The sequence below is a fragment of the Pseudomonas moraviensis subsp. stanleyae genome (assembly GCF_036283065.1).
Taxonomy (GTDB): domain Bacteria; phylum Pseudomonadota; class Gammaproteobacteria; order Pseudomonadales; family Pseudomonadaceae; genus Aquipseudomonas; species Aquipseudomonas stanleyae.
The window spans coordinates 463360-482930 of record NZ_JAADJI010000004.1 but is presented as its reverse complement, the minus strand read 5'-3'; the positions used below and the strand labels follow the sequence as shown (position 1 = coordinate 482930).

The window sequence follows — 19571 nt, the reverse complement described above, 5'->3', positions numbered from 1 at the left end:
GTGGGTCAGGCGGTCCGATATTCTCGGGAGTAGTGCAGGGTTAGTGAGCCAGAAACTTATTGCTTGAAACCGGGTAGACCATGATCAGCCCGCCACTTTTTAACAGTTGCCGTGATGCCTTCCGGAGTGCATTGGGTTTCATCTTCGGGCCAATAAATCAGATCGGTGCCGGCGGGATGCTCGGCCAGTTCACAGAAGTTATCCAACATATCCGCCAGCACGACTTCAGGCGTACCATTTCGATTGGCAGCAAATATTCTTTCTAAGAGACCCGAAAAATACTTCTCCGTGTAACCGGGAGTTTCGTTTGCCATTGCGTATCTCCTGCACAAATCTTGGATGTGTTGAGCCGTATGTAAGTCGTGAAAGCCAGCGTTGATCCGGTTGCTCGAATCCTCAACGACTCGACTTATCAAGAGTCTTTGAACCCCGGCAATCCCTGTGCTGCTCGCCATTCCCTGACACTTTGCATTACCCCCGCAGGGGAATTATCAGCACCAGGCTCCGGGTAGTAGATCAAGTCGGATCCTGCTGGATGCTCGCTGATAGTCTCGAAGTGTGCCAACAGTAAATCAGCACGATCATCGTTTTCAGCTTCTTCATCCTCTTTCGCGAGCTCTTGTAGCAGCGCGACGAATTCGGCCTCGGTGTAGTGCGAAAAGCTGATTTTGATAAAAGGATCGTTCAGGTCGTCATCTCATTATTGATGTGAACGGAGTTACGACTTAAAACCTGGCAACTCGTTGTCTTTGCGCCACTTTTTCACTGTTTCGATGATTCCTTCATTGGTGTTGTCTGCCCCATCTTCTGGGTAGTAGATCAGATCCGTTCCATCTGGATGTCCCGTAACGCTACAAAAGTGGCTAAGTAGCGGGTCGAGAATTTCATCGGGAGCGTTTTTGTTGGCGGCTCGAATTTCTTGCAAGAAGCTTAGAAACTCTGCTTCGGTATAGTCAGAAAGGCGGCTTTTCATTCAATTATTTCCGATGAATATCTGCATGGTTTTTTGGCGTGTTGATTCGCAAGTTGTCTACGTGATAAACCTTGCCGCCTTTCGAAATTGGATCTACATGATGAATTTCGAAGGAGCCTCTTCCGCCATTTGAATCCCTGTAGCGGGCCTTTGGTGCATTTCCATTCTGCATCCGTTCAATATTGTCCGGGATGAATTGGCTGCGCAAATCTGGATCATTCACCACCTCAGTCCAAAGCGCTTTTCTGAATGCATCAAAACTCGAAAACTCCCTCCCCCTGAGCTTATCCGCGATCCGAGTAGGAATCGGCACACCAATTCCAGTCCCAGCACCCGCAAGCCATATCCCCGGCACATCCTCCCCCACCCCCGTAACGATCCCCGGCGTCTGCCTCGCCGGCCTCGAATAAACCACATACAACGACTTCAGCCCGGTGTCCGCCGGGAACACCAGAATACAGTCCTCGGCTGTTACATCCTCGCCCGGCAGACCCTCAATCTGGCTATCGGTGTTCTCCGGGATCGGGTGGACGAGGATCGGGTCGAGTGCCTCACCGTGGTCGGGATACACCAGCGGAGGCATCGACCCCAGCGGCCCGCGTTGCGGCGTCCAGAGAATGGTGATGCCGTTGAGCTTGGCCTCCATGGCGGTCTTGTCGGCGTTCCACTTGACGTTCACCGTGCGTACGGCGTCGTCGCCCGAGGCGCCGGAATGGATACCGTAAACCCGCACGACGCCTTCGGCATCACGACGAAACTGGAAGCGCACGCGCGTGGTGGCGCGGCTCATGCGGCGTAGTTCTTCGTCGGTGTGAAGCGTGCCGTCGGCCATTTTGCTCGGCAGCATTCCCAGCACAAACACGCTGGCCGGCCCGCCGGCGCCACGGATGGCCCAGTTCAGGCGCTGTTGCAAAATCCCGCCGCCGGCCAGCCGCCCCAAAGCCAGGTCGGCGCCTATTGCCGTCGCGATCGCGGTACTAGCGGATGGCATGAGCATGGCGCCGGCGACCATGATCTTGCCGAAGTTGCTGGCTGGCTCCTTGGCGGTGCCGGCATCCGTGCGACACCAGTTGTCCGGCGTGCAGGACTTGGCAAATACCCTGTCTTCGCGTGGCTTGGGCGCAGGCCACTCATCCTTCTCGATGTACACCGGCTCCGGCGCTTTCGGTGGAAGCAAAGTAAACCAGGCCCTGCCACCGCTATACGGATTTAATAACCAGTCATCGTCGAGAAGGTATTTGTATTGAGGCATGCCCACTCCCTGTATGGCGTTTAATCGAGCCAAGGGGAGCTTGTCGGCCGAAGGGCAATTCGGGGAGAGAGGGGCGGGTGCTTGACGTAATGAAAAATCCAGTTCTTACGTGAGCAGAGCCTGCTTCCTACAGGGCTATCTCAGTCCAGCGGTTTTGCGCCTGGTTCAGGCGAAATTGTCGTCGGTCGCGGCTGTAGTCTTTTCGTTTGAATGGCGGATTACGCCGGATTTCTCTTACAGATTATTCAGGTCGACAACCTACGCGCCGCTGCCTGAGGATGTTTTCTGTAGTTTTTCCAGGATGGATATCAGATGAAGAGGATGAGTCCGTTGCCATTCGATTTTATTTTCAGTCGGCCATTGTCATGAGCATTTCCAATGAGGACCGCGATTTTCTGGTGGCGCTGGGCAGTCGCATTGCTCACTTACGCACAGTGCACGAGATCACACAGACTCGGTTTGCACGGGCTTTAGGTCTTTCCAGGCAAACCTTTCAGGGCTACGAGGAGGGCACGCGCAGCATGCCGGTCACGACACTGGTGAAGATGGCATTTGCGCTTCGCGTTCCCGTTGAAGACCTGCTCGGGGTTCCCTCGTACACGGAGACGCCCAGACGCAGCTTGACCTCGACGTGGTATCGACGGCTGCAGTCCATCAATGAGCTTTCGAAGGTCCAACAAAAGGTAATTGCGCAGATGCTCGACGCCCTGATCGCACAGGCAGGGACCAAAACGAGCAACGAAGAAACAGAAGTTTGAAGTAACCCAAAGAACGCGGAACCAAGGTGCGCGAACACCCTGGCCCCGCTAACCACAAAGCAGCTTAGAAGGAGCTGAACCATGGCTAAAACCAATCATACGACATCAACCCCCATCACTGAACGCCGGCTGAAAATCGCCGCTGATTTTTACCCCGTCCACACAAAGGAAAAATCCTACAGCCTCGCCAAACCCGTACCCTGGATCAGACTGCGCGGCCTGTGGTTACGGCAGGCAGGATTCGAGGTGAACGAGAACGTCAAAGTGCGTGTGATGAAAGGGTGTCTGGTGATTACAACGGAATAGATGAATCGTCCAAGTACAGCCGCAACGCCAGTTGCGTAGGAAAAACGCCGCTAACCCTCCAGGGATAGCGGCGTTTTTTCTCAAATAGCGCTTTTGATTATCTTGAATTTTATGGCGGCCGGGGCCTGTTACCTGGCTAAAAGCCTGGTTGTGAGGAAGGCATTATCTTGAATTTGATATTTGGCTTACGTGAAAAAAGGCGAAGTGCAAACAGTAAGAAAGTCTGACGGATGAGCGGCTGCGAGCCCACTGATCCAATCGAAAGGGCTGAAGATAGACCTTCTGTAGGTGGGGAACCGGAGGGGGATTATTGCAGGCATAAAAAAACGGCCTACCTTTCGGTAAGCCGTTTTTAGTACTTGGTGGCTACACAGGGACTTGAACCCCGGACCCCAGCATTATGAATGCTATGCTCTAACCAACTGAGCTATGTAGCCAAGTGGCGCGCATTATTCCCCTGAAATGGCAAAGCGTCAAGCGTAAATCGAAAATATTTCTTCCTGTTTTCAACCGCTTATCCTCGGGCCCCGAAAATCGGGGCCGGGGAGGGCGTCAGCGCAGTTGGAATCTGGCGGTATTGGCGCTCAGGGCCTCGCTACCCTGGCTCAAGGTGTCCGCCGCGAGGTTCACGGCGCGTGCGCCTTCGAGCAAACGCACCGCTGCCTGATCGACCTGCTGGATATTGCCGCTGACTTCGTCGGCGGTACTGGCCTGTTCTTCGACTGCCGTGGCGATTTGCGCCAAGGTGTCGGTGACACTTTGTACGGCGCTGGCGATTTCGCCCAGGCGTTCGCCAAGTCCGGTGACCGCTTCGGCGTCCGATTGCGCCTGGCCGCAGGCGGCTTCCATCAGGCTCACCGCTTCGTTGACCGTCGCGCGCAAGCTGTCGACGGTGCCGGCGATTTGCGCGGTGGACGATTGCGTGCGTTGCGAGAGGCTGCGCACCTCGTCGGCGACCACGGCAAAGCCGCGACCCTGTTCGCCAGCGCGGGCGGCTTCGATGGCAGCGTTGAGTGCGAGCAGGTTGGTCTGCTCGGCGACGCCACGGATGGTGTCCACGACCAGTTGAATCTGCTGGCCTTGCTCGCTGACCCGGCCGAGTGCGGCGGCGGTGTCGTTCAGGCGCTGATTGAGCTGCTGAATGCTTGCCGTGGTGCGCTGGCTGTCGCGGCTGCTGTCGGCGGCGATGCGCCGGGTGTGCTGGGCGCTGCCGGAGGCCTGTTCGCAACTCTGCGCGACGCCTTGCGAGGTCGCGGCCAATTGCGTGGCGGCCGCGGCGATCTGGCTGATCTGCAACTGCTGCGCCTCGACTTCGCTCAGGGCGCCGCTGGAGTGTTGGTTGAGGCTGCGTACCGCGTTGCTCAACTGCGAGGTTTCGTGGTCGACACCGAGCATGCTGCTGCGCAGTTGCACCACGGCGACGTTGAGCGCGGTGCTGATCGCTGCCAGCTCATCGCGACCCACCACCGGCACTTGCAGGCTCAGGTTACCGTCGCGCAACGCTTCGGCGAGCAGGGTGATGCCGCTGGCGCTGCGGCGGATCGAGGCTTGCAGGCAAACGAACAGGTACAACGCCGCCAACAGCAGGCACCCGAAAATCGCCGCGACGACGATGAACTGGCGGATCGCCGAGCTGTAATAGGCATCGAGCCGCTGATCCAGCGCCAACAGGGATTGCTGGCGCAGGGCCGCGAGGTTGCTGAGCAGCGAGTCCAGGCTGCGTTCGAAGTCTTCCGGCTTGAGGTTGATGCTGCCACCGAACACGCCGTCGTCGAGGACTTTCAGGCCGCTGTCGAGGTGTTTCAGGCTGTCGTGATATTGCCCGGCCCAGGCTTGCAGCTCGGCTGGCAGACGCGCCTCCAGCAGGCCGGCGGTTTTCACCAGTTGCTCGCGAGCGTCGCCGATACGGCTGCGCAGGTCGCGCAATTGCAAGCGGCTCTGCAGGGTGAACTGGCCGGAGACGACCGAGGCCTGGCCGACTGCGGCGAGCCGGCCGACCCGCTCGATCAGGTCCGGAGCGTGTTGCGTGGAAATCTGCGTCAGCAGGTAGGTTTCCAGCCACGGCGCGAGGGTCAGGCGATTGTCCATGACGATCTGCTCGCGCAAGGCTTGCAGCGCGCCCAGGGCGTTGGTGAAACGGTCATAACCGTCCGGCCACCAACCGACGCTGCTGAGGCTTTTCGAATCCAGGCCATTGAGCGCGGCTTGCAGCGCCTGATAGCGCGCAAGGATCTCGCCCTCGGCGCCTTGCTGGTTCAGCGCATTGCCCAGCTCCGTTGTGGCTTGCAGCACCGCCGGTTGCACACCGTCGAACGCGGCCATGGCGGCGAGGGTGGCCGGTGTCGGTTGACGATTGGTCTCGGTGGCGCGCCAGCGGGCAGCGCGGTCGCGTTGCGCGGCGAGCAGGTTGTCCAGCGCATCCAGTGCAAGCAATTGACCCACGCCGGCGCGTTCGCCGGCGATCAGATTGAGCTTCTCGCGGTAGTCATGGCCGATCATCAACAGGCTGCCGGCCAGCGGCAGAATGAACAGCAGAAACAACAACTGGAATTTACCCGCGAAGCCAAACCGCCCCAGCAATTTGATCCCCGGTGAAAGGAAAGCCTGCATGCCTCATGACTCCTCTGGACACCACGCACCATTGGCGTGCGCCGCGAGCTGTTCGCCCACGACCTGTGCCCTCTAAAAGGCCTCGAAAGTTCACCCTCGCCCGCTCTGTAGGCCGGCTCTGTAGCGAAACTTCCCATTGTCGAGCGCCTTTGTAAGGCGATCGTGTTCAAGGGCAGAAGCAAGGCAAGATTCAGACCATGGCGTTGCGCTATCACTTTCGCCATGAACGGCCCCCTGTAGGAGCTGCCGAAGGCTGCGATCTTTTGCCTTTGATTGTTAAAAGAAAGATCAAAAGATCGCAGCCTTCGGCAGCTCCTACATGGTGGTGTGTCGTCAATCACTTAGTTAGCTGGCTAAGGGGATAGCGCTGACGCACCGAAAAATGGCACATTGACGCACCTGCCTGCGGGCACCCATCTGCTGTCCGGAAATTTCCATGGCTATCAGCAACGTTCAGACCGCCGCTGCCTCGGCGACCGCTGCTCCTCAAAGCAGTCCACTGGTGATGCGCATCATCGGCGCGGTGGCGCTGGCGCATTTGATCAACGACCTGATCCAGTCGGTGCTGCCGTCGATTTACCCGATGCTCAAAGCCAACTACGGTCTGAGTTTTACCCAAGTCGGCCTGATCACCTTGACCTTCCAATTGACCGCGTCGTTGTTGCAGCCGTGGGTCGGTTATCACACTGATCGCCACCCGAAACCGTGGCTGTTACCGGCGGGCACGGTGTGTACCTTGATCGGCATTCTGATGATGTCGGTGGTCGGCAGCTTCCCATTGATTCTGCTGGCAGCGGCGCTGATCGGCATTGGCTCATCGACCTTTCACCCGGAAGCTTCGCGCGTTGCGCGGCTGGCCTCCGGCGGGCGCTTTGGTCTGGCGCAATCGACGTTCCAGGTCGGCGGCAATGCCGGTTCCGCGTTCGGCCCGTTGCTGGCGGCGGCGATCATCATCCCGTTCGGCCAAGGCAATGTGGCGTGGTTCGGTCTGTTCGCGGTGTTTGCGCTGTTCGTGCTGTACCGCATCAGTCGCTGGTACGCCAATCACCTCAACCTGTTCAAGCTCAAGGCCGGCCAAGCGGCGACGCACGGTCTGTCGAAGGGCAGGGTAACCAGTGCGCTGGTGGTGCTGGGGCTGCTGGTGTTCTCCAAGTATTTCTACATGGCCAGTTTCACCAGCTACTTCACCTTCTACCTGATCGAGAAGTTCGACCTGTCGGTGGCCAGCTCGCAATTGCACCTGTTCCTTTTCCTCGGCGCAGTGGCGGCGGGGACGTTCTTCGGTGGGCCGATTGGCGACAAGATCGGGCGCAAGGCAGTGATCTGGTTTTCCATCCTCGGCGTCGCGCCGTTCACCTTGATCCTGCCGCATGTCGATCTGTTCTGGACCAGCATTCTCAGCGTGGTGATCGGCTTCATTCTGGCCTCGGCATTCTCGGCGATCGTGGTGTACGCGCAGGAACTGGTGCCGGGCAATGTCGGGATGATCGCCGGGATTTTCTTCGGCCTGATGTTCGGTTTCGGCGGGATCGGCGCGGCGCTGCTCGGGCATCTGGCGGATGTGCACGGGATTGAGTATGTGTACTTCCTGTGCTCGTTTCTGCCGTTGTTTGGTGTATTGGCGATCTTTTTACCGCGTACCAAATAAGCTTGAACAGACGAATCGAACTGTGGGAGCGAGCCTGCTCGCGAATGGGTGTGTCAGTTGACGAATGCTTAGCTGACACGGCGCATTCGCGAGCAGGCTCGCTCCCACAGGGAAATATCCTCAGTCACTGAAATTTCAGGAACAAAAAAGCCGCGTATCAAACGCGGCTTTTTCGTGTGCGGCTGTTGCTCAGACGTTGAAGCGGAAGTGCATCACGTCGCCGTCCTTGACGATGTAATCCTTGCCTTCCAGGCGCCATTTGCCGGCTTCTTTGGTACCGGCTTCGCCCTTGTACTGGATGAAATCGTTATAGGCGATGACTTCGGCGCGGATGAAGCCTTTTTCGAAGTCGGTGTGAATCACGCCAGCGGCCTGTGGTGCGGTGGCGCCGACCTTGACGGTCCAGGCGCGGACTTCTTCCACACCGGCGGTGAAGTAAGTCTGCAGGTGGAGCATTTCGTAGCCGGCGCGGATCACGCGGTTCAGGCCAGGCTCTTCCAGGCCCAGGGCCTCGAGGAACATGTCCTTCTCTTCGCCGTCATCGAGCTCGGCGATTTCCGCTTCGATCTTGTTGCAGACCGGAACCACCATGGCGCCTTCTTCTTCGGCGATGGCCTTGACCACATCCAGGTGCGGGTTGTTCTCGAAACCGTCTTCAGCGACGTTGGCGATGTACATGACCGGTTTGGTGGTCAGCAGGTGGAAGCCCTTGATCACTGCCTTTTCGTCAGCGCTCATGTTCTTCATCAGGCTGCGTGCCGGCTTGGCTTCGGTGAAGTGCGCGATCAGTTGCTCGAGCAGAGCCTTCTGAACCACAGCGTCCTTGTCACCGCCCTTGGCGTTGCGCGCGACTTTCTGCAGTTGCTTTTCGCAGCTGTCGAGGTCGGCGAAGATCAGTTCCAGGTCGATGATTTCGATATCGCGTTTCGGGTCGACGCTGTTGGAAACGTGGATCACGTTGTCGTCTTCGAAGCAGCGCACGACGTGAGCGATAGCGTCGGTTTCGCGGATGTTGGCCAGGAACTTGTTGCCCAGGCCTTCACCTTTCGAGGCGCCAGCGACGAGGCCGGCGATGTCGACGAACTCCATGGTAGTCGGCAGGATGCGTTTCGGATTGACGATGGCTGCCAGTGCTTCCAGACGCGGATCCGGCATCGGCACGATGCCGCTGTTCGGCTCGATGGTGCAGAAGGGGAAGTTCTCGGCCGCGATACCGGATTTGGTCAGGGCGTTGAACAGGGTGGACTTGCCGACGTTAGGCAGGCCGACGATGCCGCAATTGAATCCCATGGTGTTTCCCCTCGGGTAAAAGTCAGGCCTTCTGGCTGTGCAGGTTTTTCATCGCGCGGTTCCATTCACCGGCGAGGATATCCGGCAGCACGCCGAGGGCAAAGTCGATGCTGGCATCGAGTTTTTCCTGTTCGGCGCGTGGCGCACGACCCAGGACGAAATTTGAAACCATACTGGCCACGCCCGGGTGGCCAATGCCAAGCCGCAGGCGGTAGAACGTGTTCTGATTGCCCAGTTGCGCAATGATGTCGCGCAACCCGTTGTGACCGCCATGGCCGCCGCCCTGCTTGAGCTTGGCAACGCCCGGAGGCAGATCGAGTTCGTCATGCGCCACGAGGATTTCTTCAGGCTTGATGCGGAAGAAACCGGCGAGTGCCGCCACGGCCTGGCCGCTGCGGTTCATGTAGGTGGTGGGAATCAGCAGACGAACATCCTGACCTTGATGCGAATAGCGCCCGGTCAGGCCGAAATATTTGCGATCGGCCACAAGATTCACATTCTGTGCGTGGGCGATGCGCTCAACAAAAAGGGCCCCTGCGTTATGCCGGGTCTGTTCGTATTCAGCGCCTGGATTTCCCAGGCCAACGATCAGTTTGATGGCAGTCACGATAGGGGCCCTTCCTTGGAGTGGTGGATAACATCGCCGCGATCAGGGAAAGCGGCGAAAGTGGACGAAAAATGCTCATTTACCATGGATGTAAACTCCGCGTTCTCGCCCGCTTTCTCGCTACGTTCCAGTCCGCGATGTTACTTGCTCACTCCGGCATGACAGAGTGAATTACTCTGCTGCGCCTTCTTCGGTAGGTTCTGCAGCAACACGTGGAGCGTGGACGTTGGCAACAGCCTTGTCATCGCCGTGTGCCAGAGCAACGAACTCAACACCTTTAGGAGCTTTGAGGTCCGACAGGTGAATGATGGTGCCGATTTCTGCTTTCGACAGGTCGACTTCGATGAACTCAGGCAGGTCTTTTGGCAGGCAGGTCACTTCGATTTCAGCAACAACGTGCGAAACTTCGCCGCCTTTCTTGACTGGAGCTTCTTCGCCAACAAAGTGCACAGGCACGATGGCGGTCAGTTTCTGGCCGGCAACTACGCGTACGAAGTCAGCGTGCATCACGTGGCCTTTGGCCGGGTGACGCTGCAGAGCCTTGATGATGACGTTCTGCTTGGTGCCACCAACGTTCAGCTCGATGATGTGGCTGTAAGCCGCTTCGTTTTCGAGCAGTTTGGCAACTTCTTTGGCCAGCATGCTGATGGATTCAGGGGCTTTGTCGCCACCGTAAACAACAGCTGGAACCAGGGCGGCGAGACGACGCAGGCGGCGGCTCGCACCTTTCCCCAGGTCGGAACGCACTTCAGCATTCAGAGTAAAATCGTTCATTTTGCATCTCCAAAATAGCCATGACCGAGTGGCGTTTGCGACCAGCGCCGAACACGGTATGGGCAAAAAAGCCCCGCCCCGACAGGAATGCCGGGGCGGGGCGCTTTTCGTCAACGAGACATTTCGTGAAGGGCTGGGCCCTTAACGGAACATCGCGCTGATCGATTCTTCATTGCTGATGCGGCGAACCGCTTCGGCAACAACCGGTGCGATATCCAGTTGACGGATACGTGCACAGGCTTGTGCTGCAGCGGACAGCGGGATGGTGTTAGTGACCACCAGCTCGTCCAGCACGGAATTTTCGATATTCTCGATGGCCCGGCCCGACAGCACAGGGTGTGTGCAGTAGGCAAAGACCTTGGCTGCGCCATGCTCTTTCAAGGCCTTGGCCGCATGGCACAGGGTGCCGGCGGTATCGACCATGTCATCGACGAGAATACAGGTACGCCCTTCGACATCACCGATGATATGCATCACTTCAGAGTGATTGGCTTTCTCACGGCGTTTGTCGATGATCCCGAGATCGACGCCCAGGGATTTGGCAACAGCACGTGCACGCACGACGCCACCAATGTCCGGGGACACGATCATCAGGTTTTCGAAGCGCTGATCTTCAATGTCATCCACCAGAACCGGGGAGCCGTAGATGTTATCTACCGGAATATCGAAGAAGCCCTGAATCTGGTCAGCATGCAGATCAACCGTGAGAACACGGTCGATGCCGACTACGGTAAGCATGTCAGCGACGACTTTCGCGCTGATGGCCACACGTGCGGAACGCGGACGGCGATCCTGACGGGCATAACCAAAATAAGGAATAACAGCAGTGATACGAGTAGCCGAGGAGCGGCGGAAGGCATCAGCCATCACTACCAGTTCCATCAGGTTATCGTTGGTCGGAGCGCAGGTCGGCTGAATAATGAAGACGTCTTTACCGCGAACGTTTTCATTGATCTCGGCTGTGATTTCGCCGTCGGAAAACTTGCCGACAGAGATGTCACCGAGAGGGATATGCAGCTGACGTACGACACGCCGAGCCAGATCGGGGTTGGCATTCCCCGTAAAGACCATCATCTTGGACACGCGCAGTACCTAGAGGCTGAGGGTAACCTGGATGAGTAGAGAAAATGGCAGGGGCGGCTGGATTCGAACCAACGCATGGCAGGATCAAAACCTGCTGCCTTACCGCTTGGCGACGCCCCTGTATCTGTTGCTTTCAAGTGCCGGGCACTTGATTCCTTTAGAGCAGACTTTGCAGCTTGCGATGCAACATCGAAACGTTGCTTCCTTTCGCTACAAACCCTGTAAGGGTCTCTGTCAGAAGGGCCGAGACTTTATCAGCTTCAGCTTTGCTTGGGAAGCCCCCAAACACACAACTTCCAGTTCCGGTGAGCTTTGCTTCGGTAAATTTACCTAACAAATCCAATGCGTTACGTACCTCTGGATAACGCCTTGCAACCACCGGCAAGCAGTCATTTCGACTGTTTCCCTCGGGAACGGGGCGCACTTTAATGGGCGGTGTGTTACGTGTCAACAAAGGATCGGAAAAAATTTCTGCCGTACTAACAGAGACTTGCGGCACGAGTACCAGATACCACGGTTCTTCGGGGTCGACCCGGGTCAGTTTCTCGCCGACGCCCTCGGCAAACGCCGCGTGGCCACGGACGAAAACCGGCACGTCGGCACCGAGTGACAAGCCCAGCGCCGCCAGACGATCTTCATCCCAGCCCAACTGCCAGAGATGGTTGAGGCCGAGCAAAGTCGTCGCCGCATTCGAGCTGCCGCCGCCGATACCGCCGCCCATGGGCAGGATTTTGTCGATCCAGATATCGATGCCGAGCGCGCAGCCGGATTGCTGCTGCAGCATTTTCGCCGCACGCACGATCAGGTTGCTGTCGTGGGGCACACCGGGGAACTCGGTGTGCAGTTGAATCACGCCGTCATCACGCACGGCGAAAGTGATTTCATCGCCGTAATCGAGGAACTGAAACAGCGTCTGCAGTTCGTGATAACCGTCTTCACGGCGACCAAGAATATGCAGCATCAGATTGAGTTTGGCCGGCGAGGGCAGGGTCAGGCGTGCAGCGGTCATGCTTTATTGCCCCAACTTGCGCGGTTGCCAGGTCTTGATCACCAGCGTCACGTCGAGGTCGGTGCCGTGCAGCTTGATGCGTTCGGGCAGCCAATAACCATTCTGTTCGGTGTAGGCGGTGTATTCGACTTTCCAGCCATCCTGCTCAAGACTGGCCAAACGGCTGTCGGCGTCCAGGTTCAGGCGACTTTTGCTCTCCGGAGCCGGCAGGCCGCGGACCCACCAGGCCAGATTGGATACCGGCAATTTCCAGCCGAGCTGTTCTTCGAGCAGGGCTTCTGGCGATTGCGATTCGTAGCGGCCCTGATTGGCGACTTCCAGCGAGACCTTGCCCGGACGCCCGGTCAGGCGTGCCGCGCCACGACCCAGCGGGCCGGACAGGCGAATGTCGTAGTAGTCCTGGCGCTGCAACCAGAACAGCGTGCCACTGCCGGAATCTTTCGGTGCGCGGATGCCGATCTTGCCGTCGATCTGCCAGCCATCGAGGCCGGTCAATTGCTGTTTATTTGCCGCCCATTGGGCCGGGCTGCCGTGGCCCTCGACCGATTCGCGAGTGCCGAAACCCGAGCAGCCGGCGAGCAGGGCGATGAAGCTGAAAACAATAACGTGGCGCAAAAACATGGGTTAAAGAGTCTCGGATCCGGTCAGGCGCTTGATGGTGCTGCGCAGAATGGTGCTGTCGGGCTGATCCTTGAGGAACTTGCCCCACACTTGTTTGGCTTCGCGTTGGTTGCCCTTGGCCCAGAGCACTTCGCCCAGGTGCGCGGCGACTTCGTGGTCAGGGAAGCGCTCGAGCGCCTGGCGCAAATATTTCTCCGCGTCGTCCAGGTTGCCCAGGCGGTAATTGACCCAGCCGAGGCTGTCGAGAACTGCCGGGTCTTCCGGGTTGATCTGGTGCGCCTGCTCGATCAGCGTTTTCGCTTCGGCGTAACGCGTGGTGCGGTCGGACAGGGTGTAGCCCAGCGCATTCAACGCCATGGCATTGTCGGGGTCGCGCTTGATGATCAGGCGCAGGTCTTTTTCCATCTGCGCCAGGTCATTGCGTTTTTCCGCGAGCATGGCGCGGGTGTAAAGCAGATTGAGATCGTCCGGGTATTTCTGCAGCGCTAGCTGCAAGACTTTCCAGGCCTTGTCGTCCTGTTTGTTGGCCGACAGGCTTTCCGATTCGATCAGATACAGCTGGATCGCGTAATCGGGCTGCTCGTCACGCTCGGCCGCCAGTTTGCTCTGCGCCTCGGCGGTCTTGCCGTTGCTCATGAGGATGTCGGCCTGGCGCAGTTGTGCTGGCAGATAGTCGTTGCCCGGGCCAACCTGGGCGTATTCGATGAGCGCGCCTTGCGGGTCGTTGCGCTCTTCGGCAATTCGGCCGAGATTCAGGTGCGCCGAATCGACGTGGCTTTCGCGGGCGATCAGGTCTTCCAGATAACCCTTGGCCTCGTCCCACGCCTTGGCTTCCAGGCATACCAGCGCCAGCGAATAACGCAGTTCATCGTCTTCCGGGTATTGCTGAACGAGTGTGGAGAACTCGGCCTTGGCGTCGTCCATGCGGTCCTGTTCGACCAGCATTCGCGCGTAAGTCAGGCGCAGGCGTTTGTCTTCCGGGTATTTCCGGATGCTTTTCTGCAACAGCGGCAGCGCTTCGTCGCCACGGTTGAGCAATTGCAGCAGGCGTGCACGCAGCAGGATCGGTGCGATCTCGCCATCTTCCGGCGGGTGGTCTTCCAGCAGGGTCAGTGCGCCCTGGTTGTCGCCGTCCTGCTGCAACAGCAGAGCCTTGCCGAAAATCAGCTGATTGTTGTTCGGGTGACGCTGCAGCAAGCGGTCGAAGCTTTTCATCAGACCGTTGCGCGTTTCCTGATCGGTGTCGGCGGCCGACAGCGCGAGGAAATCGAAATGGGTGTCGCCCTTGCCCTGCAGGACTTTTTCCATGTAGACCATGGAGTCGTCGTAACGCCCGGCGCGGGCCAGTTGCACGGCGGCGGCGCGTTGCGCTTCGAGATCGTCCGGCGCGTTGCGCGCCCAGATCAGCGCGGTGTCGAGGGCCGGTTGATCGGCGCCCAGATATTCGGCGATGCGAAAGGCACGCTCGGAGACGCCCGGATCCTGGGTATTGATGGCCTGGGTCACGTAGTTGTCCAGGGCAATGTCGAAACGATTGCGCTGGCCGGCGAGTTCGGCGCTCAGCAGGCTGAACACGGTTTCCTCGCTGAACGAGCTGTAAACCTTGGGTTTTTCAGGCGCGGGCGTGGTGTCCTCGACCGGCGGGGTGCCGTCCGGCGCAACGGGCGCCATGGCCTGGCAGCCGCTGAGGAAGACAAAAGCGAGGAGCAACGCGGAAGATCTATTCATATAGGAAGAGGACGACTAACCTGCGGTCGGATCATCATGACACAAGCCTTCGGTCAAACATAACCGAGACTCAATTGTGGCCATTATAGGGGCTGACGATTGGGACAATAGTCAGCGGTAGTTGTTCTGAATCTTTCGAAGTAGGACAATTGCCGGCTTCACGTCACCACCAGCGACCTTGAATGGCCTTCCTTGCACTCGGTATTAACCACAAGACTGCTTCAGTAGACGTCCGCGAGCGCGTGGCCTTTACCCCTGAGCAGCTGGTTGAGGCCTTGCAGCAGCTCTGCCGACTGACCGACAGCCGCGAAGCCGCGATCCTCTCCACCTGCAATCGCAGTGAGCTTTATATAGAACAGGATCAGCTCTCGGCCGATGTCGTGCTGCGCTGGCTGGCCGATTATCACCACTTGAGCCTGGACGAACTGCGCGCCAGTGCCTATGTGCATGAAGACGATGCCGCCGTTCGTCACATGATGCGCGTTGCCTCCGGGCTCGACTCGCTGGTGCTCGGCGAACCACAGATTCTCGGCCAGATGAAATCGGCCTACGCTGTGGCCCGCGAGGCCGGCACCATCGGCCCGCTGCTGGGGCGGCTGTTTCAGGCGACCTTCAATGCCGCCAAGCAGGTGCGTACCGACACTGCGATTGGCGAGAACCCGGTGTCGGTGGCGTTTGCCGCCGTCAGCCTGGCCAAACAGATTTTCAGCGATCTGCAACGCAGCCAGGCGCTGCTGATCGGCGCCGGCGAGACGATTACGCTGGTCGCGCGCCATTTGCATGAGCTGGGGGTCAAGCGCATCGTCGTTGCCAACCGTACGCTGGAGCGCGCCAGTCAGTTGGCCGAGCAGTTTGGCGCCCACGCGGTGCTGCTCTCGGATATTCCGGCGGAGCTGGTGCGCAGCGACATCGTCATCAGTTCCACCGCCAGCCAGTTGCCGATTCTCGGCAAGGGTGCGGTGGAAAGTGCGCTGAAGCTGCGCAAGCATAAGCCGATCTTCATGGTCGACATCGCGGTACCGCGCGATATCGAGCCGGAAGTCGGCGAACTCGACGACGTTTACCTGTACAGCGTCGACGATCTCCACGAAGTGGTCGCCGAGAACCTCAAGAGCCGTCAGGGCGCAGCGCAAGCGGCGGAGGAGATGGTCTCGGTCGGCGCCGACGATTTCATGGTGCGCCTGCGCGAACTGGCGGCGGTCGATGTGCTCAAGGCCTATCGTCAACAGAGCGAACGCCTGCGTGACGAAGAATTGCAAAAGGCCCTGCGTCTGCTGGCCAACGGCGGCAACGCCGAAGACGTGCTCGGGCAGCTGGCCCGTGGCCTGACCAACAAACTCTTGCATGCGCCCAGCGTGCAGTTGAAAAAGCTGTCTGCCGAAGGCCGCCTCGATGCGCTGGCCATGGCCCAGGAACTCTTTGCCCTTGAGGGCTCACCGGATAGTTTTTCGGATAAAAAACCGCAATGAAAGCGTCACTGCTCAACAAGCTGGACATTCTCCAGGACCGTTTCGAGGAACTGACCGCGCTGCTCGGCGACGGCGAAGTCATTGCCGATCAGGCCAAATTCCGTGCGTACTCCAAGGAATACGCCGAACTCGAGCCTGTAGTGGCTGCGTATAAAAAGCTCCTCGGCGTACAAAGCGATCTTGAAGGCGCGCAGGCGCTGCTCAAGGACAGCGACCCGGACATGCGCGAAATGGCCGTGGAAGAAGTCCGCGAAGCCAGGGAATTGCTGATCACGCTGGAATCCGACCTGCAGCGCATGTTGCTGCCGAAAGATCCGAACGACGGGCGCAACGTCTTCCTCGAAATCCGCGCCGGCACCGGGGGCGACGAGGCGGCGATCTTCTCCGGTGACCTGTTCCGCATGTATTCGCGTTATGCCGAGCGGCGTGGCTGGCGCGTCGAGATCCTTTCGGAAAACGAAGGCGAACACGGTGGCTATAAAGAAGTCATCGCGCGGATTGAAGGTGACAACGTTTACGGCAAGCTGAAATTCGAGTCCGGCGCGCACCGCGTGCAGCGCGTCCCCGCCACCGAGTCCCAGGGCCGGATCCACACTTCGGCCTGCACCGTGGCGGTGTTGCCCGAGCCGGACGAGCGTGAGGCCATCGAGATCAACCCGGCGGATTTGCGCGTCGACACATTCCGTTCCTCCGGGGCCGGTGGTCAGCACGTCAATACCACCGACTCGGCGATCCGCATCACCCACATACCGACCGGCACCGTCGTCGAATGCCAGGAAGAACGTTCCCAGCACAAGAACCGTGCCCGGGCGATGGCCTGGTTGTCGGCCAAGCTCAACGATCAGCAAACCGCTGCGGCGGCCAATGCGATCGCCAGTGAGCGTAAATTGCTGGTCGGTTCCGGCGACCGTTCCGAGCGCATCCGCACCTACAACTACGCTCAGGGCCGGGTCACCGACCACCGCGTCAACCTGACCCTGTATTCGCTGGATGAAATTCTCGCCGGTGGCGTTGAAGCCGTGATCGAGCCATTGCTGGCTGAATATCAGGCTGACCAACTCGCAGCGATAGGTGAATAAATGACCATCATCGCCAGCCTGTTGCGCGCCGCCGAGTTGCCTGACTCGCCCACCGCGCGTCTGGACGCTGAGCTGCTCCTCGCCGCCGCACTGGGCAAGTCGCGCAGCTTCCTGCACACCTGGCCCGAGCGCATCGTGCCGAGCGAGGCTGCGCTGACCTTTGCCGAGTACCTGCAACGCCGCCGTAGCGGCGAGCCGGTGGCCTACATTCTCGGCCAGCAGGGCTTCTGGAAACTTGATCTGGAAGTCGCGCCGCACACGCTGATTCCGCGTCCCGATACTGAACTTCTGGTAGAGGCAGCCCTTGAGCTGCTGCCGGCAACCCCGGCCAAGGTCCTCGATCTCGGTACTGGCAGTGGCGCCATTGCGTTGGCTTTGGCCAGCGAGCGCCCGGCGTGGAAAGTCACCGCCGTCGATCGCGTGCTCGAAGCCGTGGCCCTGGCCGAGCGCAATCGCCAGCGTCTGCACCTGAACAACACCGTAGTGCTGAGCAGCCATTGGTTCAGCGCACTTGAAGGCCAGCGCTTTCAATTGATCATCAGCAACCCGCCGTACATTGCCGCCGCCGATCCGCATCTGGTCGAGGGCGATGTGCGTTTCGAGCCGGCCAGTGCTTTGGTCGCCGGTGAGGACGGCCTCGACGATTTGCGCCTGATTGTTGCGCAAGCTCCCGATCATCTGGAAAGCGCTGGTTGGCTGATGCTCGAACACGGCTATGATCAGGCCGAAGCCGTGCGGGATCTACTGCTGACTCGTGGCTTTGAAGAAGTCCACAGCCGCACCGACCTGGGCGGCCATCAACGCATCAGTCTGGGGCGCCTGCCGTGCTGAATGATCAGGAATTGCTGCGCTACAGCCGGCAGATTCTGCTGCAACACATCGATATCAACGGGCAACTGAAGCTCAAGGCCAGCCGCGTGCTGATCGTCGGCCTCGGCGGGCTTGGCGCACCGGTGGCGTTGTATCTGGCGGCAGCGGGCGTCGGCGAGTTGCATCTGGCGGATTTCGACACGGTCGATCTGACCAACCTGCAACGGCAGATCATTCACGACAGCGACAGTGTCGGAATGAGCAAAGTCGACTCGGCGCTCAAGCGCCTGGGCGCGATCAATCCCGAGATTCAATTGATCGCGCACCGACGGGCGCTGGACGAGGATTCCCTCGCCGCAGCGGTGGCGGCGGTGGATCTGGTGCTCGATTGCTCGGACAACTTTTCTACGCGTGAGGCGGTCAACGCCGCCTGTGTCATTGCGCGCAAGCCATTGGTCAGCGGCGCGGCGATTCGCCTGGAAGGGCAGTTGTCGGTGTTCGACCCACGGCGTGCCGAGAGTCCTTGCTACCACTGTCTGTACGGCCACGGCAGCGAAGCCGAACTGACCTGCAGCGAGGCCGGCGTGGTCGGGCCGCTGGTTGGCCTGGTTGGCAGCCTGCAGGCGCTGGAAGCGTTGAAGGTGCTGGTCGGCTTTGGTGAGCCGCTGGTGGGCCGACTGTTGCTGATCGATGCCTTGGGCTCACGCTTCCGTGAGCTGCGGGTCAAGCGCGATCCGGGCTGCAGCGTGTGTGGCGCGCACCATGGGTGAGGCGCCGATCGGCGTGTTCGATTCCGGGGTCGGCGGCTTGTCGGTCCTCGCGGAAATCCAGCGTTTGCTGCCCAATGAGTCGCTACTCTACGTCGCCGATTGTGGGCACATTCCCTACGGCGAAAAGACCCCGGAATTCATTCGCCAGCGTTGCAGTGTAATGGCCGGATTTTTTCGCGAGCAGGGTGCCAAGGCTTTGGTGCTGGCATGCAATACCGCGACGGTGGCCGGTGTTGCCGATCTGCGTCGCGACTTCCCCGACTGGCCGATTGTCGGCATGGAACCGGCGGTCAAACCGGCCGCAGCGGCGACCCGTAGTGGCGTGGTCGGCGTGCTTGCCACGACCGGCACCTTGCAGAGTGCCAAGTTCGCCGCGTTGCTCGATCGCTTTGCGGCTGACGTAAAAGTCATCACTCAGCCCTGCCCGGGGCTGGTCGAGCTGATTGAAAGTGGCGACCTGCACAGCGCCGAATTGCGCAGTTTGCTGCAGGGTTACGTTACGCCTTTACTGGCTCAGGGCTGCGATACGATCATCCTCGGTTGCACACATTATCCTTTCCTCAAACCGCTACTACGATCAATGATCGCCGACGATGTCAGCCTGATCGATACTGGAGCCGCCGTGGCCCGACAACTGCAACGGTTGCTCGGCGAACGCGATCTGCTGGCGCAGGGTCCGAGTCTGCCGGTGAAGTTCTGGACCAGCGGTGATCCGCAATCTCTCAGAAAAATCCTACCGCTGCTGGGCCAAACTGCGTCGAATGTGCAAAACTTCGACTTGTAA

20 protein-coding genes and 2 tRNA genes are annotated in these 19571 nt (G+C 59.2%); 8 read left to right on the top strand and 14 right to left on the bottom strand.

The genetic code is table 11. The features are described 5' to 3' along the window. Positions 1-56 precede the first annotated feature (56 nt). The 4 genes from GXB78_RS09645 to GXB78_RS09630 all read right to left on the bottom strand — a co-directional run bounded on the left by GXB78_RS09645 (position 57) and on the right by GXB78_RS09630 (position 2225). Positions 57-314 carry a bacteriocin immunity protein gene (locus tag GXB78_RS09645; RefSeq protein ID WP_329515212.1) on the bottom strand — a complete coding sequence of 86 codons (258 nt, stop codon included), beginning with the start codon at positions 312-314 and terminating at the stop codon, positions 57-59. 98 nt (positions 315-412) lie between these two features. Continuing rightward, positions 413-673: a bacteriocin immunity protein gene (locus GXB78_RS09640; protein WP_408005121.1), complete on the bottom strand. Its 261-nt coding sequence runs from the start codon at positions 671-673 to the stop codon at positions 413-415. Positions 674-718: 45 nt separating this feature from the next. Beyond that, a complete protein-coding gene (locus tag GXB78_RS09635; protein WP_329515211.1) occupies positions 719-973 on the bottom strand; it encodes a bacteriocin immunity protein in 255 nt (84 codons plus the stop codon). 4 nt (positions 974-977) lie between these two features. Then, positions 978-2225 (bottom strand): S-type pyocin domain-containing protein, encoded by a 1248-nt coding sequence (locus tag GXB78_RS09630; protein ID WP_329515210.1) that lies wholly within the window; start codon positions 2223-2225, stop codon positions 978-980. 365 nt (positions 2226-2590) lie between these two features. On the opposite strand from GXB78_RS09630, the gene GXB78_RS09625 reads away from it, so the two are divergent. Both GXB78_RS09625 and GXB78_RS09620 read left to right on the top strand, forming a co-directional pair. After that, entirely contained in the window at positions 2591-2983 is a 393-nt protein-coding gene (locus GXB78_RS09625; protein WP_241664234.1) for a helix-turn-helix domain-containing protein, read from the top strand. A gap of 81 nt (positions 2984-3064) precedes the next feature. Further along, entirely contained in the window at positions 3065-3289 is a 225-nt protein-coding gene (locus GXB78_RS09620) for a SymE family type I addiction module toxin (protein WP_329515209.1), read from the top strand. 360 nt (positions 3290-3649) lie between these two features. On the opposite strand, the gene GXB78_RS09615 is transcribed toward GXB78_RS09620, so the two are convergent. Together GXB78_RS09615 and GXB78_RS09610 are read right to left on the bottom strand one after the other, a co-directional pair. Continuing rightward, positions 3650-3726 (bottom strand) — tRNA-Met (locus GXB78_RS09615). Between the two features lie 115 nt (positions 3727-3841). Then, entirely contained in the window at positions 3842-5899 is a 2058-nt protein-coding gene (locus GXB78_RS09610; RefSeq protein WP_329515208.1) for a methyl-accepting chemotaxis protein, read from the bottom strand. A gap of 436 nt (positions 5900-6335) precedes the next feature. Here GXB78_RS09610 and GXB78_RS09605 point away from each other — a divergent pair, with 436 nt between their 5' ends. Beyond that, entirely contained in the window at positions 6336-7547 is a 1212-nt protein-coding gene (locus tag GXB78_RS09605; RefSeq protein WP_329515207.1) for an MFS transporter, read from the top strand. 189 nt (positions 7548-7736) lie between these two features. On the opposite strand, the gene ychF is transcribed toward GXB78_RS09605, so the two are convergent. From ychF to GXB78_RS09565, 8 genes are all read right to left on the bottom strand, one after another. After that, positions 7737-8837 (bottom strand): redox-regulated ATPase YchF, encoded by a 1101-nt coding sequence (gene ychF / locus GXB78_RS09600; RefSeq protein ID WP_103306068.1) that lies wholly within the window; start codon positions 8835-8837, stop codon positions 7737-7739. Positions 8838-8859: 22 nt separating this feature from the next. Further along, positions 8860-9444, bottom strand: a complete 585-nt coding sequence (pth, locus tag GXB78_RS09595; protein WP_016773203.1) for an aminoacyl-tRNA hydrolase — start codon at positions 9442-9444, stop codon at positions 8860-8862. A gap of 171 nt (positions 9445-9615) precedes the next feature. Next, a complete protein-coding gene (locus GXB78_RS09590) occupies positions 9616-10218 on the bottom strand; it encodes a 50S ribosomal protein L25/general stress protein Ctc (protein WP_016773204.1) in 603 nt (200 codons plus the stop codon). A gap of 141 nt (positions 10219-10359) precedes the next feature. Next, positions 10360-11301: a ribose-phosphate pyrophosphokinase gene (locus GXB78_RS09585; protein WP_003171603.1), complete on the bottom strand. Its 942-nt coding sequence runs from the start codon at positions 11299-11301 to the stop codon at positions 10360-10362. A gap of 45 nt (positions 11302-11346) precedes the next feature. Next, positions 11347-11421, bottom strand: a tRNA-Gln gene (locus GXB78_RS09580). A 37-nt stretch (positions 11422-11458) separates the two neighbouring features. Then, the gene (ispE, locus tag GXB78_RS09575; protein ID WP_329515206.1) at positions 11459-12310 is read right to left on the bottom strand and encodes a 4-(cytidine 5'-diphospho)-2-C-methyl-D-erythritol kinase; all 852 of its coding nucleotides are present in this window, start codon (positions 12308-12310) and stop codon (positions 11459-11461) included. Positions 12311-12313: 3 nt separating this feature from the next. After that, a complete protein-coding gene (gene lolB, locus GXB78_RS09570; RefSeq protein ID WP_042609700.1) occupies positions 12314-12931 on the bottom strand; it encodes a lipoprotein insertase outer membrane protein LolB in 618 nt (205 codons plus the stop codon). A 3-nt stretch (positions 12932-12934) separates the two neighbouring features. Further along, on the bottom strand, positions 12935-14659 hold the full coding sequence (locus GXB78_RS09565; protein ID WP_329515205.1) for a tetratricopeptide repeat protein: 1725 nt from the start codon (positions 14657-14659) through the stop codon (positions 12935-12937). 182 nt (positions 14660-14841) lie between these two features. Here GXB78_RS09565 and hemA point away from each other — a divergent pair, with 182 nt between their 5' ends. The 5 genes from hemA to murI are packed head-to-tail and all read left to right on the top strand — an operon-like array spanning position 14842 to position 19571. Next, positions 14842-16128, top strand: coding sequence for a glutamyl-tRNA reductase (gene hemA / locus GXB78_RS09560; protein ID WP_016773209.1), 1287 nt, complete (start codon positions 14842-14844; stop codon positions 16126-16128). After that, positions 16125-17207: a peptide chain release factor 1 gene (gene prfA / locus GXB78_RS09555; protein WP_329515204.1), complete on the top strand. Its 1083-nt coding sequence runs from the start codon at positions 16125-16127 to the stop codon at positions 17205-17207. The genes hemA and prfA overlap by 4 nt, the downstream gene beginning before the upstream one ends. Then, on the top strand, positions 17208-18038 hold the full coding sequence (gene prmC / locus GXB78_RS09550) for a peptide chain release factor N(5)-glutamine methyltransferase (protein ID WP_329515203.1): 831 nt from the start codon (positions 17208-17210) through the stop codon (positions 18036-18038). Continuing rightward, the gene (locus tag GXB78_RS09545; RefSeq protein ID WP_329515202.1) at positions 18032-18787 is read left to right on the top strand and encodes a molybdopterin-synthase adenylyltransferase MoeB; all 756 of its coding nucleotides are present in this window, start codon (positions 18032-18034) and stop codon (positions 18785-18787) included. Before prmC ends, GXB78_RS09545 begins: the two co-directional genes overlap by 7 nt. Further along, a complete protein-coding gene (gene murI / locus GXB78_RS09540) occupies positions 18780-19571 on the top strand; it encodes a glutamate racemase (RefSeq protein WP_329515201.1) in 792 nt (263 codons plus the stop codon). Before GXB78_RS09545 ends, murI begins: the two co-directional genes overlap by 8 nt.

Bases quoted from the DNA above. Each gene is read 5' to 3' on its own strand.
- GXB78_RS09645 (WP_329515212.1), bottom strand. From the start codon at position 314: ATGGCAAACGAAACTCCCGGTTACACGGAGAAGTATTTTTCGGGTCTC.
- GXB78_RS09635 (WP_329515211.1), bottom strand. From the start codon at position 973: ATGAAAAGCCGCCTTTCTGACTATACCGAAGCAGAGTTTCTAAGCTTC.
- GXB78_RS09630 (WP_329515210.1), bottom strand. From the start codon at position 2,225: ATGCCTCAATACAAATACCTTCTCGACGATGACTGGTTATTAAATCCG.
- GXB78_RS09625 (WP_241664234.1), top strand. From the start codon at position 2,591: ATGAGCATTTCCAATGAGGACCGCGATTTTCTGGTGGCGCTGGGCAGT.
- GXB78_RS09620 (WP_329515209.1), top strand. From the start codon at position 3,065: ATGGCTAAAACCAATCATACGACATCAACCCCCATCACTGAACGCCGG.
- GXB78_RS09610 (WP_329515208.1), bottom strand. From the start codon at position 5,899: ATGCAGGCTTTCCTTTCACCGGGGATCAAATTGCTGGGGCGGTTTGGC.
- GXB78_RS09605 (WP_329515207.1), top strand. From the start codon at position 6,336: ATGGCTATCAGCAACGTTCAGACCGCCGCTGCCTCGGCGACCGCTGCT.
- ychF (WP_103306068.1), bottom strand. From the start codon at position 8,837: ATGGGATTCAATTGCGGCATCGTCGGCCTGCCTAACGTCGGCAAGTCC.
- GXB78_RS09590 (WP_016773204.1), bottom strand. From the start codon at position 10,218: ATGAACGATTTTACTCTGAATGCTGAAGTGCGTTCCGACCTGGGGAAA.
- ispE (WP_329515206.1), bottom strand. From the start codon at position 12,310: ATGACCGCTGCACGCCTGACCCTGCCCTCGCCGGCCAAACTCAATCTG.
- lolB (WP_042609700.1), bottom strand. From the start codon at position 12,931: ATGTTTTTGCGCCACGTTATTGTTTTCAGCTTCATCGCCCTGCTCGCC.
- GXB78_RS09565 (WP_329515205.1), bottom strand. From the start codon at position 14,659: ATGAATAGATCTTCCGCGTTGCTCCTCGCTTTTGTCTTCCTCAGCGGC.
- hemA (WP_016773209.1), top strand. From the start codon at position 14,842: ATGGCCTTCCTTGCACTCGGTATTAACCACAAGACTGCTTCAGTAGAC.
- prfA (WP_329515204.1), top strand. From the start codon at position 16,125: ATGAAAGCGTCACTGCTCAACAAGCTGGACATTCTCCAGGACCGTTTC.
- prmC (WP_329515203.1), top strand. From the start codon at position 17,208: ATGACCATCATCGCCAGCCTGTTGCGCGCCGCCGAGTTGCCTGACTCG.
- murI (WP_329515201.1), top strand. From the start codon at position 18,780: ATGGGTGAGGCGCCGATCGGCGTGTTCGATTCCGGGGTCGGCGGCTTG.